Genomic DNA, 13,537 nt, shown 5'->3' with positions numbered 1-13,537 from the left:
ATTAAGCCTCCTCCTCCACTTGTTTCATCATTTGTTCAGGTGTTGCATAAACACCATCTTTGTCGTGAACTTCTGTTCCAACCAATGCAGGATTAAAGGTACACACCAACACTAAATCGGTTTTTGCACGTAAATAGTGATTGTCATTTTTGTTCAAGGCATACAATGTTCCCGGTGTAATTTTATAGACTTCACCAGAAGGGATCAGTTCGACCTCACCCTCACCTTGTACGCAATACACCGCCTCCAAATGATTTTTGTACCAAATATGGGTTTGTGTACCCGCAAAAATCGTTGTTTCATGCATTGAAAAACCCATACCATCTTCTTGTAGCAATAGGCGGCGGCTTGCCCAAGTTTCTGTTTGCACATCACGCTCAGTATTTAAGATATCTTGTAGTTGACGTACGATCATGAAACAGCTCCTTGTAATTTATTCATAGATTTGCTTTGAGTACTCAAAGTTTTAGCGTGAGTATCATCTTGCACAACTTGCTCAATCGCCTGAGTTAGCAGGTCGATCCCTTTTTCTAAGGTCTCATTCTCAATGGTCAATGGTGGAAGCAATTTCACCACTTCGCCACGACTACCTGATGTTTCAATCACTAAGCCTAGATTGAACGCTTGTGTTGTCACCTCATCAGCCAAATCAGGATTTCTAAAGGCAACACCTTGCATCAACCCACGACCACGATGTGTCAGTTCAGCTTCAGGAAATTTTTGCACGATGTGTCTTAGGCGGCTGCTCACCAACTCAGACTTTTGCGCCAATTCTGTTTGGAATTTTTGATCTGCCCAGAATTTTTGAATAGCTGTTGTTGCAGTGACAAATGCTAGATTATTACCGCGGAAAGTTCCGTTATGTTGCCCCGATTTCCAAATATCTAAAGATGGCTTAAACAACACCAAAGACATCGGCAAACCAAAGCCTGACAGTGATTTAGATAAAGTCACAATATCAGGGTAAATCTCAGCTTTTTCAAAACTAAAGAAACTTCCAGAACGACCACATCCTGCTTGAATATCATCCACAATCAATAATATTTTGTGCTGCTTACACAAGGTCGAAAGTTTTTTAAGCCATTGCATACTTGCTGTATTTAGCCCCCCTTCACCTTGCACGCATTCCACAATAATCGCAGCAGGTAAATCCACACCACTGCTTCGATCTGTGAGCAACTTATCAAGCATCGCAATGGTATCAACGTCATCACCAAAATAGCCTGCATAAGCAGCATGATGAACATTGCCTAACTCAACACCAGCAGCTTCACGAAACTTCTGATTACCCGTGAGTGAAAGTGCACCTAAGCTGACACCATGAAAGCCATTGGTGAAAGCAATAATATTGTGTCGCTTGGTTACGTTACGTGCGAGTTTGATCGCAGCTTCAACAGCATTAGTCCCTGTTGGACCAGTAAATTGCAACTTATAATCCAAAGCTCTTGGCTTTAAAATGTATTGCTCAAAAGTCTCAATAAACGCTTTCTTTGCAGACGTTGCCATATCCAAACCATGCACAATCCCATCTTGCATCAGATAGTCAATCGCAGCCTGCTTTAAGACTGGATTATTATGTCCATAGTTTAATGTGCCTGCACCCGCCAAAAAGTCGATGTAGTGCTTATTTTTCTCGTCCACTAAAACTGCATTTTTTGCAGTTTTAAATACTGTAGGAAAAGAATGGATATAGCCGCGTACTTCAGACTCTAATCGGCTGAAAATATTCATGAATCACTCCGAGTGAATGTAAAACAACAAGATCAACGCTTTAAAGGTTGATCAATTCCAATCCCAACGCCCCAATGTGTAGAGATCTTCAGGTTCATGTTGTGTTTCAAAAGGTTCTGGTTCTAAGGGTTGCAACGCCTGTTTTGATAAAAATGGACTGACTTTGCAATCAACATCAAAACGGGAAGCGAAACTGCGGAAAAGATTTTGAGAGGCTTTGTTGCTTGGTGAAATTGTTGTTTTTAATCGTTTTAATTGGCGGGGTTCTAGGCATTGTTCTCTAACATTATCAAGGAGTAAGGAGCCTATGCCTTTTCCTTGTACCGTGGGCGAGACCGCAATCTGCCACAAGAAGTAAGTATCTGGCTCTTCAGGGCAAATATATCCCGTGACAGCACCACAAATTTGTCCCTTATGATCATAAGCAACAAAACAAGTGTCCGTATGATGCTCAGCAAGTAATGCATAAGCGTAGAGTGAGTTTAAATCCAAAGATGGGCAAGATTGAATCAAGGCATGAACTTCACGCACATCTTGTGGCTGAAAGTTACGCACATTGTATTGATTCAATTGATGAATAATTGATTGTTTGGTCGAACGTATCGACTGTCTTGATAAAGCTTCCACGCTATCTCCTTTTGTATTTCCATACTCGGCATACTCAAGTTAAGTGTGCTATCAGAAAAGCTTTTGGGCTGTTAGAAATTAATCACATCTTTATCTGTATTATCTTGCTTTTTACTGGCTTTAATTTGGAACTTTTGCCTCTAATAACTGGGCAAATTGCTCTAACGAAATAACGAGACTTTGACGTTCATCATTGGTTAAAGCTTGCAAAGCCAGTGAAAAACCTTCTGGTAATGCAGATGGTGATTGATCGAGTAATTGCTCACCTTTTGAAGTCAGGCTGACACGTACATGTCGACGGTCTTGTGTATCCCTCATACGCAATACCAACCCTTTTTCTTCTAGGCGATCAACGATTCCAACAACCGTACTTGGACTAACAAAAATTGCTTTCCCTATCGCAGACATACTGCAAGGCCCAATTTTTGCAATCGTCATCAGAGCAACTAATTGTGGTGTGGTGATATGGTGAAGTTGAGACAATCGTTTGGAATAAAGCTCCACACATTGTTCTATCCGCCGAACACTTTGCAAAACACGTACAGCATCATCCATCTCAATCACGCACAAAAAAAGCTAAACACACTATTTTAGTACGTTGTACATGATGTTGTCTGTATTTTAATGGAAAATTACCACGCTATTTATCGCTCTGAATATCTAAGCCAAATACTTTTCTTCCTGATCCCATGAGTGAAAATCATTATAGGGAGCGAATATTTTTTCTTCAAATTGATTGAGATGAAATAGTTTGAATTGAAATTATTATTGTATAAAATAATTAAATTTAATCATAAAAATCAATGTTATATAATTTGTGTAATTTTATGTAATGGATTGAAATGCAAATTTGAGCAAATATTAATCTATTCAATATTCATGCCAGTATTGAAATTTTTGCTAAATTCTAGCATTCCAGTATAATTCAGCTCCTGCTTTTTAATCTGTTTTCAGAATTTTCTGATTTATCGCAGTCACTTGAATTGATGTATGAGAAATGTTCTTAGAGCTCATATATTCAGCACATAAAGTTGATGGGTAATATACAGATCTGACTCTCCTCTCTTATTGATTCTATTGGTGTTCAAATGTCTGATATTCAAAATAATGTAATCAAAGAAATACATCCTAGAATATCCGTTGCACCGATGATGGATTGGACAACGAAAGATTATCGTTTTTTTGCTCGCTTGTTTAATCCAAATGTCGTGCTGTATACCGAAATGGTCACCACAGGTGCAATCATCTATGGTGGTGCAAATCGACATTTAGATTTCAATAAACAAGAACATCCTATTGTGTTACAACTCGGTGGTTCTAACCCACAAGAGTTAGCAACTTGTACCAAAATGGCGCAAGACTGGGGCTATGATGAAGTCAATTTGAATGTAGGTTGCCCAAGTGACCGTGTTCAGAATAACAAGATCGGTGCTTGTTTAATGGCTGAACCCAATTTGGTGGCGGACTGTATTTACAGCATGCAAAAAGCAGTTTCAATTCCAGTAACGGTGAAACATCGTATCGGTATCGATGACATGCAGTCTTATGAAGAGATGCTGCATTTCGTAGATACTGTTGCAGCAACAGGTTGTACTCATTTCATCGTACATGCCCGTATTGCGATCTTGCAGGGATTATCTCCAAAAGAAAACAGAGACGTTCCCCCGCTACGTTATGAAGACGTGTATCGACTCAAACAAGAGCGTCCGCATTTGACTATTGAAATCAATGGGGGGATCAAAAGCTTTGACGAAACTCAACAGCATTTACAACATGTTGATGGCGTTATGATTGGACGTGAAGCCTACCACAATCCATATTTGTTGGCTGAGTTAGGTCAAATTTGGAGTTTGGAAGCACCGAATCGTTTTGAAATCATGCAACAAATGATGCCGTATATTCATCAACGTGTGGCCGAAGGCGCACCACTTTCAATTATCACACGCCATATTCTAGGCTTATTTCAAAACTTGCCAGGCGCACGTAAATGGCGTCAGGCATTAAGTGGTGGAAATGCCAAAACCATTCAGGACATCGAAACTGCAATGAGTAACATTCAGGCGGCAATGCAACGTACAGAAGACTATCTTCGAGAGCATCAAACTGATTAAATCCCCATCAAATCTAAAGTGCCAACTTCATCACAGCGTGAAATATGATTTTACAAATCTTTAAATGCTGTGTTGCTGGCACTTAACCTCCTAATTATTAGAATATTATTCATCTGATTCTAGGTGTTCTATAACGGTGCAAACCGCATATCGTTATATTATTACATTAACTTTAAGATTTTTTCAGATTTATCGCTTACCATCTGTTTCGCCATAGATATGGTGCTCATTTGGTTTTAAAGATGCGATAGAGATTGTAGATGATTTACGATGTACCCTCAGTTGATCACAGCATGGTTCACACACCAACCCACATGATTGTGACCGCCCAAGACTCACCGAAACAACCATCAATCAATGTAAATAAGTTTTCTAAAAAACTGGTACATCGAGCATCGTATCGTAGTTCATCTCAATGTGCGAAGTATGTGCGTATTGCTTTACAAGCTGCTGGCGCAAAAATCACACAACATCCAATCGCAGCAGCGGATTGGGGTAAAACGCTACAAGAAATCGGCTACCAAAAAATCAAACCTGCTTTTGATAATCCTCAAGTTGGTGATATTTATATTATCAATCGTACTCAAAAACATCGTTACGGTCATATCGCAGGATTTACTGGATCACAGTGGGTTTCAGACTTTATGCAAACTAGTTATGACGTATATAAAGACAAAAATGTCACTTATACCTACTATCGTTTAGATCAATCCATTTAAGAAACCCAAAAATATATTGAGCATAGGTTTATAGCGCCAGTCCACACTGGCGTTTTTTTTGCATGAAAAATAACTAACTTTATGTGCAAATCAATAATATGAAAAAAATGATCTTAAGCTTTATTACTTTAGCAATAACAACGTCTACAATTGCGACGCCTTATACAGAAACCACTTCAGTATTTAAACAAGTTCCATCGAAACGAATATATCAACCTGACTATTTCATTAAAAAAACAGACCAATCACAGGTGACCATTCACATTCAAAGAAAGAAATATTTGAATGGAATCATCGACTGCCCATCCTTAATTTACTTTGATAAAAAGAAAATTATTTCTCTACATTCATTTGAAGAAACGACCTTATTTCTAAATCCAGATCGTTACTATATTAAATATGCGATTAATAATAGCGGTTGTATCAATCTTGAGTTTTATCAAAACGTGCAGCCTGAAATAGATATCATGACCCAAGAGCGACTTATGCTCGGAGAGCATGTTTATGAGTTTTCTATAGGCGAAGAAACTAAACCGAAGTAAGCGTTTTTTTAGTATCAAGCTTTTTAAGGACTTCTGCTACGGCGACCATCGCAAAACTAGAAGTAACCACGACAGCCGACCCATACCCGCCACAACGTAGTCCCGCACTTGGGCAAACATCTGCACTTGAAAATGGATTATCAATGGAATAAACACAGGTAATTCCAAATTTCTCTTTCGGTTTTTTACAAATACCTTTCGAGCGAAGTTGTGCTCTCAGCTTCGCAAGCATTGGATCTTGTTCAGTTTTAGATAAATCCGCAACACGAATTTTCAAAGGATCAAGCTTACCGCCAGCTCCACCTGATACGATCAATGGAATCTTGTTAAAGCGACAATGCAGCATCAATGCAAGCTTGGCTTTAACATCGTCAATACAGTCTAAAATGATATCAGGTACAACATTCAGTATGTCCTTCACGTTGTCTGGTGTTAGATAATCATCAATCACATTGACTTTAATTCTTGGGTTAATCTGACGACAACGCTCAGCCATCACCTCAATTTTTTCTTGTCCGAGTGTCGAGCTCATCGCAGGTAATTGGCGATTAATATTCGATGCAGCAACGACATCCATATCAACTAAGGTCAACTCCCCGATTCCTGTCCGAGCAAGCGATTCAACAGCCCAACTGCCCACACCACCAATTCCAATCACCATGACATGACTTTTCTCATAATGCACAAATGAGTCTTCTCCATAAATCTTGGCTACACCCGCAAAACGGCGGTCATATTCATCATTTTGAAGATCAGTCATCACAGGAAATTCTATAGCTTGAGTCAAACCACTATTTTAACGTGTTTATCATCATTTGGGCTATAACGATGATGCATTCGCTTGGCTGTGCTGTTGCTTTTTACTCAATACCATCAAAACGACTAACACAATAAATGTAAGTGATAACGCGAGTAAATTGGCATTGCTCCAGCCGAAACGGGTTAAAATCGGCGCAGGTAAAAATGCGCCTAATGTTGCAAATAAAGCAATTATTGTCTCATTCAATCCTTGTACATGATGTTTCTGTTGCTCATCTAAACCAGCGAGCAAAGTTGAAGCCCCTGAATATGCAAAATTCCATCCAATACCGAGTACGATTAACGCAATATTAATATAGACTCCAGCTTGCCCTAACATTGGAATAAAAGATGACAACATCAATAAGCCAAAACCAATATAAATTATCGTATTGATCCCAAAACGTTGAATCAGTTTAGAGACAAAAAAAGAAGGGATAAACATCGCTAAAACATGCAACTGAATCGAAATCGAAGCATAATGAAAAGAATGGTGTTCTTTTAAATGTAAAGACGACATGATCATCATGACATTCATAATGTAGAAGGCAAATGCGCCACTCATGATCGCGATCACAATCCTATTGAATGGTAGTTTTGCTCGTTGAACAGATGCTATTACGCTTTGTTGGGCCTGTGGTTGTTTCTGTTTGTTATTCCAAAAATAAAGTATCGGCGATAATATCACTGCCAATATACTGAAAATTAAGTAGATAAAGGTAAAATCTGGTAAGCCACTTACCTGTTGAAACTGAATCGCTAAAACTGGTGCAATCAATGCAGCGACTACCCCACCTGAGATCACCATTGCAGTCGCCTTAGGAATTAATTCAGGTGACAAACGATCTGAAGCAGCAAAACGATAAAAGTTAGCGGTAGAAATAAATAAACCTAAGCAAAAATGGCTTAGACAAAGCAAATAAAATTGTTCATTCGTTAGCGCAAAATAACCCAAGACTCCCGCACCAAATAAACACAAGACACCGAGCTGAAATACTAAATGACGACCTAATTTTTTCATCAAAAAAGAAAAGATAAAGGTTGTTAATAAAATGGCTAAAAACTGTAAACCATAAGGAATCGTTGCCAAAGCTTGTGTCGGGGCAAGTTTAAGTCCAACAATCGCTGAAACAGTCACGGAAAGTACCGCTGCAATCAAGTTAAATGCTTGAGCAACGAGTAAAAAATACACATATTTAGGTAAATGATTCAAAATGATCATTCCATTTCATTAAGCATCAATACATTAATCTGAAAATAAATCAATTGATATAAAAAAAGATGAAAGTCTAACTTTTATCTTTTAAACCTTTTTTAAAATTCTAGCTACCCTCGCACATTCATTAAGATAGAATATTAACCCGTAATCAATTTAATCAGAAAAATCCAATTCGACATATTTACTCTAACTATCAATTTATGTTGATCAATTACCCCCATAAATAAATACTGAATTTAAAAAAAGTATAATATATGATAAGAAAATAATTCATTTGAAAATATTATTATGAGCAAATTAAATCAGCAGAACATTATTTTATGCATTCCTGGTATCTGGCAAAATCACCAAGCCTTATTACATGCTCTACTTACTCATGAAACAGGATATATTTATGCAGGCTTAATCGTAAAATCCTTAACAAGTGAATATTATGCTGAAATTGAAGAGTATAAAAATGATCCTAATGTGAGCCAAACATTTAGACAGCAAAGTATGAATCGTTTTTCAGAACGAGAATTACAAGAAATCGAGCAACATAATATGGTCATTTATGTTATTTGCAAAGCTGGATCAATAGCGTTAGCACAACAAGCTTTATTACTAGGTCAGGCACTACTCAAAGCAGGAGGGTTAGCCATTAAGATTGAAACTTCTGGACTTACTCATCTTCGATCTGATTGGCTAAACTTCGATGCACATAATCCGATTGATATATATAAAGCATTTATTCCAATTGTTTCAGATCAGAAGCTAATTTATTCTTGTGGTATGCACCAATTCGGTAAAGCTGATGGGTGTATAAATTTAAAAGTAGAACATGCATCATTTATTTTGAATCAGTTTTTGCTCTATCTTCTTATAGAAAGCCCAACACTTATAGAGAAACAAACTTTTTCTGCGGAAGAAGGCGCAGAAAAATTAGAACTTTACAAAAAAGAATCGAGAGACTTCTTCGATGAAGACTCACTATATTTTAATCAGTTGGATGTTTGGATGTTGAAACCAACCTTTAGCTTCAAGAAGTTATTCAACTTTAGCTAGATTATTATTTGAAAAGCCCTATAAATTTATAGGGCTTTTCAATCTAAGCAGCAATTAAATTCCGCAAGACATAATGTAAAATACCGCCTGCTTTGAAGTATTCAACTTCGTTTAAAGTATCGATTCGGCAAAGCACTTTAAACTCAGCTTGGCTACCGTCCTCCCGAACGACACTGACATTTAGAGTTTGATGCGGTTGAATATCATCAGAAAGACCATGTATAGAAAGTGTTTCACGCCCCGTTAAGTTTAAAGACTGACGCGTTTGACCATCAATAAACTGTAGTGGAAGTACGCCCATTCCAACCAAGTTAGAGCGATGGATTCGTTCAAAACTCTCAGCAATCACCGCTTTGATCCCAAGTAGATTGGTACCTTTTGCAGCCCAGTCGCGAGATGAACCCGTACCATACTCTTTACCCGCAACAATCACTAAAGGTGTATTTTCTTGCTGATAACGCATAGATGCATCATAAATGGCAAGCTTTTCGCCACTTGGAATGTGAATGGTATTGCCACCTTCTTCACCACCCAACATTTCATTTTTAATTCGAATGTTGGCAAAAGTACCACGCATCATTACTTCATGATTTCCACGGCGAGAACCATATGAGTTAAAGTCTTTCGGTGTTACGCCTTGATCTTGCAAATAGCGCCCAGCTGGACTGTCTTTTTTAATATTCCCTGCGGGAGAAATATGGTCTGTTGTTACGGAATCACCCAACACCGCGAGGATACGAGCCTGATCAATATTAGCAATCGCTTTTGGTGGTTGATTAATTTCCTCAAAGAATGGTGGATGACGAATGTAAGTTGAGTCACTTTGCCATGCATAAGTCTGACTTTTCGGGATTTGAATCGCTTGCCATGTGGCATCGCCATCAAATACCGCGGCATATTCCTTATGGAACATTGAGGTATTCACTTGTTGTAACACTTGATCGATTTCAGCCTGTGTTGGCCAAATATCTTTCAGGTAAATATTCTGTCCATCTTTGCCTTGTCCAAGTGGTTCAGAGGTCAGATCCGTTCGAATGTTTCCAGCCAATCCATAAGCAACCACCAAAGGCGGTGAAGCAAGCCAGTTGGTTTTCACTAATGGATGAACACGACCTTCAAAATTACGATTTCCAGACAGTACCGATGCGACATTTAAATCATGACATTGAATGGCTTCTTCAATTGGGTCAGGTAAAGGCCCTGAGTTACCAATACAGGTGGTACATCCATAACCCACAAGGTTATATCCCAATTGATCTAAATATGGGGTCAATCCCGCAGCTGCAAGATAATCTGTGACAACCTTAGAACCGGGTGCAAGTGAGCTTTTTACCCAAGGTTTCCGTTGTAAACCTTTTTCAATCGCTTTTTTCGCCAGTAACCCTGCCGCTAACATCACACTTGGATTTGAGGTATTGGTACATGAGGTAATCGCCGAAATCACCACATCGCCATGATTTAATGGATAAGATTTTCCATCAATCATACAAGATGGGCTTTCATGTGGCAGATTGGCTTTTTCAGCAGCAACGGCTGTTCCACCACCGCCCTCATTTTCCAACTGCTCTTTTTGTTCTTTAGCAGGTTTAAGTGCAAGCTCCATTAATGAACTAAAGGTTTTAGGAACATCGGAAAGTAAAACACGATCCTGAGGACGTTTTGGCCCCGCTAAACTTGCTTGTACCGTACCCATATCTAGACTCAACGTATCGGTAAAAATCGGTTCATCACCAAGATTTCGCCACAAGCCTTGCTCTTTACTATACGCCTCAACTAAGTCAATACGTTCTTGTTCACGACCCGTTAATGCAAGATAACCAAGGGTTACTTCATCAATCGGGAAAAAGCCACACGTTGCGCCATATTCAGGTGCCATATTGGCAATCGTTGCACGGTCAGCCAGCGGTAGATCAGCCAGACCATCACCATAGAATTCAACAAATTTACCCACCACGCCTTTTTGGCGCAGCATTTGAGTAATGGTCAAAACCAAATCTGTCGCAGTAATGCCTTCTTTTAATTTCCCTGTTAATTTGAAACCAATCACTTCGGGAATCAGCATAGAGACCGGTTGCCCCAACATCGCTGCTTCGGCTTCAATCCCACCAACACCCCAACCTAATACCCCAAGACCATTGATCATTGTGGTATGTGAGTCTGTTCCTACCAAGGTATCTGGAAAGGCAAAGCTTTCACCGTCATCATCCCCAAGCCACACTGCTTGAGCCAAATACTCTAAATTGACTTGGTGACAAATCCCTGTTCCCGGCGGAACGACACTAAAATTATTAAATGCAGATTGTCCCCAACGTAGGAATTGATAACGCTCGCCATTACGTTGCATTTCAATCTCGACATTTTCGGCAAATGCATTTTCATTGGCAAAGTGATCCACCATCACTGAATGGTCAATCACCAAGTCCACAGGTGATAATGGATTAATCAGATTCGGATCACCACCCGCTTGTGCCATTGCTGCACGCATCGCAGCAAGATCAACAACTGCTGGCACACCTGTAAAATCCTGCATCAGTACACGAGCGGGACGATATTGAATTTCTTGGTCTGAAGTACGCCGTTTCTGCCAATCAACCAGTGCTTTTATATGCTCTACTTTTACACTTTTTTGATCTTCAAAACGGAGTAAATTTTCTAGCAAAACCTTTAATGACTTAGGAAGTTGATCGATATTACCTAAGCTTTGAGCGGCTCGAGATAAACTGTAGATTTGATAAGACTTTGAGCCGACAGTAAGTGTTTTTAATGCATTGAAACTATTGATTTTGCTATATCTGGCCATAAGGTTGCCCTCCCAGTATTGGCGCGTTTGTTTATTATGAATGTCTTATTTAATGTAACCTTGTTTAGAAAAGCATGTGTTCCCTTTTAGTATCTTATTTTTATCACGATTATTTTCTTATTATCTTAAAAATCTAATTTCAACGCGCTTAATGAATTTTGCCATAATTGTTCAGCCAACGCGTCAATCGGATGATCGAGTGTTTGCGCGAGTGCTTCCAATACATAAGGTAAATTAACCGGTGTATTGCGTGTTCTTTCTTCTGTTGAGGTTTGACAGCATAACGGCGTCATATCGGGACAATCGGTTTCAATGACCAAGTTTTCATGACCAATCGCTTGAACAACTTGATGTAATTTCTTGGCATTTGGATTGGTGATTTGTCCCGTCACGCCGATTTTAAACCCTAGTTTTACCAGTGCTTTGGCTTCTTCTACACCACCACTAAAGGCATGGGCAATGCCACCCAACTTAAATTTCTGAGCTTTCAAAATCGCAAGCGTTTCAGCATGGGCTTTGCGAATATGCAATAAAACAGGTTTCTGATACTGAGTTGCTAACTCAAGTTGAGCATTAAAATAGTCTTGCTGTTTAGCAAATATATCAGACTGTTTATGTTGCTTTAAGAACGTGTCTAAGCCAATTTCACCCACAGCAACACAATCATACCGCTGCAAGACTTGCTCAAGTCGTTGCAAATGCTCAGTCTGATGTTGCTCGATATAAAATGGATGTAAACCTGGTGCAAGATAAGATTGAGGAACAGCATCCCAAGCTTGGAGCTGTTGATGTGTTTGGATCAAATCATCAAAACGAGACGCCAAGAAACCAATTAAAACCAATGACTCCACACCTGCACGTTTGGCTTGTACTGCCAACTGCTGCCGATCATGATCAAAATCGGCAACATCAAAATGGGTATGGGTATCAAAGAGTTTCATCATTGTTGCGTCTCATTTCACCCTTGTGATCGCTAAATCACACTTAAAAGCTTAAGTTGCTGTACTTGCAGCAGGTGTCGATACGGCTGGCGCTTCAACCTGAGGTAAATATTCAGGTTTTAACACCCCTTTTAACTGATCAAAAGGAATGACTAGACGAGGTAAACCCACCACATAAGGGCCAATTTCATATTCGCCATACTGTAAAATAAGCCCCTGCTCGCCTAATAAGAAATTATCTGTCACTTGGAATGGCCAAGCTTCCTCATATTCTTTCGGATCATTGGCAAGTTTAGAATCAACAATCCAAACTTTAAATGCGTCATGTGCCAATTTATCCAAAGTCGCTTTCTGTTTTGGCAACAATAAATCGTTTAGCTGAATCTGTTTTTGATTCTTCAAATCAAAATTGTAATAGTGTTGAGCTGTTGCGCCATGCGCACCACCTAAATAGCTACTGCTGTTAAGTACGACAGTCGCCAATGATCCTTTTGACTGTAAAATTTTTGGCTTGATCATTAAACTGATTTGATGACTGCTGCTCAGTGCTTTGAGTTCTTCATCAATTTTAATAAATGCATTGGCATACATCTGTGTTTGCGCATCAAGATTCGGCTTTTGCTCTGTACTTTGTACAGTCGATGATGCTTTATCCGCATCAACAACTTCTAACATATGACTGAGTTGATTTAAAACTTGCTGATCAATCAATTGATCAATAAACGAGAAATTACTCTCTAAGCGTTCAACTGTAAAATCAGGACACGCATTACCACTGCACTCAGGTAAAGTGACTTGTACTTTTACAGTTTCACCACGCAAAGTCGGCTCAACTTGCTGTTGTTCAACAACTGGCTCTTGCTGTTTATCCTGTGTCTCTTTAGGATCAGATTTCGGTTGGCAGGCAGCGAGCAGAACTGCACACGCAAGAACGCTAAATTTATAAAATGTTTTCATCTGAAACCCATTACCGTTGTTATTCCACAAGATTTTGAAATGCTATCG

General features: G+C 39.1%; 13 protein-coding genes. 4 read left to right on the top strand and 9 right to left on the bottom strand.

Going from position 1 to position 13,537, the window contains the following annotated elements:
* Position 1: 1 nt before the first annotated feature.
* The 4 genes from F959_RS15025 to F959_RS15010 form a co-directional block, all read right to left on the bottom strand.
* A complete protein-coding gene (locus tag F959_RS15025) occupies positions 2-415 on the bottom strand; it encodes an ectoine synthase (RefSeq protein ID WP_004881729.1) in 414 nt (137 codons plus the stop codon).
* Positions 412-1,731 (bottom strand): diaminobutyrate--2-oxoglutarate transaminase, encoded by a 1,320-nt coding sequence (gene ectB, locus F959_RS15020; protein WP_004881728.1) that lies wholly within the window; start codon positions 1,729-1,731, stop codon positions 412-414. Before ectB ends, F959_RS15025 begins: the two co-directional genes overlap by 4 nt.
* Before the next feature lie 51 nt (positions 1,732-1,782).
* Positions 1,783-2,358, bottom strand: a complete 576-nt coding sequence (gene ectA, locus F959_RS15015) for a diaminobutyrate acetyltransferase (RefSeq protein ID WP_004881727.1) — start codon at positions 2,356-2,358, stop codon at positions 1,783-1,785.
* Between the two features lie 120 nt (positions 2,359-2,478).
* Positions 2,479-2,913 (bottom strand): MarR family winged helix-turn-helix transcriptional regulator, encoded by a 435-nt coding sequence (locus F959_RS15010; RefSeq protein ID WP_004881726.1) that lies wholly within the window; start codon positions 2,911-2,913, stop codon positions 2,479-2,481.
* 533 nt (positions 2,914-3,446) lie between these two features.
* Between F959_RS15010 and dusA the strand changes: the two genes are divergently transcribed.
* The 3 genes from dusA (at position 3,447) to F959_RS14995 (ending at position 5,730) form a co-directional block, all read left to right on the top strand.
* A complete protein-coding gene (dusA, locus tag F959_RS15005) occupies positions 3,447-4,469 on the top strand; it encodes a tRNA dihydrouridine(20/20a) synthase DusA (RefSeq protein WP_004881725.1) in 1,023 nt (340 codons plus the stop codon).
* Between the two features lie 260 nt (positions 4,470-4,729).
* The gene (locus F959_RS15000; RefSeq protein WP_004881724.1) at positions 4,730-5,188 is read left to right on the top strand and encodes a CHAP domain-containing protein; all 459 of its coding nucleotides are present in this window, start codon (positions 4,730-4,732) and stop codon (positions 5,186-5,188) included.
* A gap of 98 nt (positions 5,189-5,286) precedes the next feature.
* Positions 5,287-5,730 (top strand): hypothetical protein, encoded by a 444-nt coding sequence (locus F959_RS14995; protein WP_004881723.1) that lies wholly within the window; start codon positions 5,287-5,289, stop codon positions 5,728-5,730.
* Here F959_RS14995 and F959_RS14990 read toward each other — a convergent pair.
* Together F959_RS14990 and F959_RS14985 are read right to left on the bottom strand one after the other, a co-directional pair.
* On the bottom strand, positions 5,717-6,490 hold the full coding sequence (locus tag F959_RS14990; protein WP_004881722.1) for a tRNA threonylcarbamoyladenosine dehydratase: 774 nt from the start codon (positions 6,488-6,490) through the stop codon (positions 5,717-5,719). The genes F959_RS14995 and F959_RS14990 overlap by 14 nt on opposite strands.
* Positions 6,491-6,550: 60 nt before the next feature.
* On the bottom strand, positions 6,551-7,750 hold the full coding sequence (locus tag F959_RS14985; RefSeq protein ID WP_004881721.1) for an MFS transporter: 1,200 nt from the start codon (positions 7,748-7,750) through the stop codon (positions 6,551-6,553).
* Between the two features lie 285 nt (positions 7,751-8,035).
* On the opposite strand from F959_RS14985, the gene F959_RS14980 reads away from it, so the two are divergent.
* A complete protein-coding gene (locus F959_RS14980) occupies positions 8,036-8,791 on the top strand; it encodes a hypothetical protein (RefSeq protein WP_004881717.1) in 756 nt (251 codons plus the stop codon).
* Positions 8,792-8,834: 43 nt separating this feature from the next.
* Here F959_RS14980 and acnA read toward each other — a convergent pair whose 3' ends face one another.
* The 3 genes from acnA to F959_RS14965 form a co-directional block, all read right to left on the bottom strand.
* Positions 8,835-11,591, bottom strand: a complete 2,757-nt coding sequence (gene acnA, locus F959_RS14975) for an aconitate hydratase AcnA (RefSeq protein WP_004881716.1) — start codon at positions 11,589-11,591, stop codon at positions 8,835-8,837.
* Between the two features lie 125 nt (positions 11,592-11,716).
* Positions 11,717-12,532, bottom strand: coding sequence for a TatD family hydrolase (locus F959_RS14970; protein WP_029424910.1), 816 nt, complete (start codon positions 12,530-12,532; stop codon positions 11,717-11,719).
* 51 nt (positions 12,533-12,583) lie between these two features.
* Positions 12,584-13,489 carry an RsiV family protein gene (locus tag F959_RS14965; protein WP_004881710.1) on the bottom strand — a complete coding sequence of 302 codons (906 nt, stop codon included), beginning with the start codon at positions 13,487-13,489 and terminating at the stop codon, positions 12,584-12,586.
* Between the last annotated feature and the right edge of the window lie 48 nt (positions 13,490-13,537).

The organism is Acinetobacter venetianus RAG-1 = CIP 110063, from assembly GCF_000368585.1.
In the GTDB taxonomy this organism is placed as follows: domain Bacteria; phylum Pseudomonadota; class Gammaproteobacteria; order Pseudomonadales; family Moraxellaceae; genus Acinetobacter; species Acinetobacter venetianus.
The sequence above is the reverse complement of the archived record's forward strand: the minus strand, read 5'-3'. Positions and strand labels throughout refer to the sequence as shown.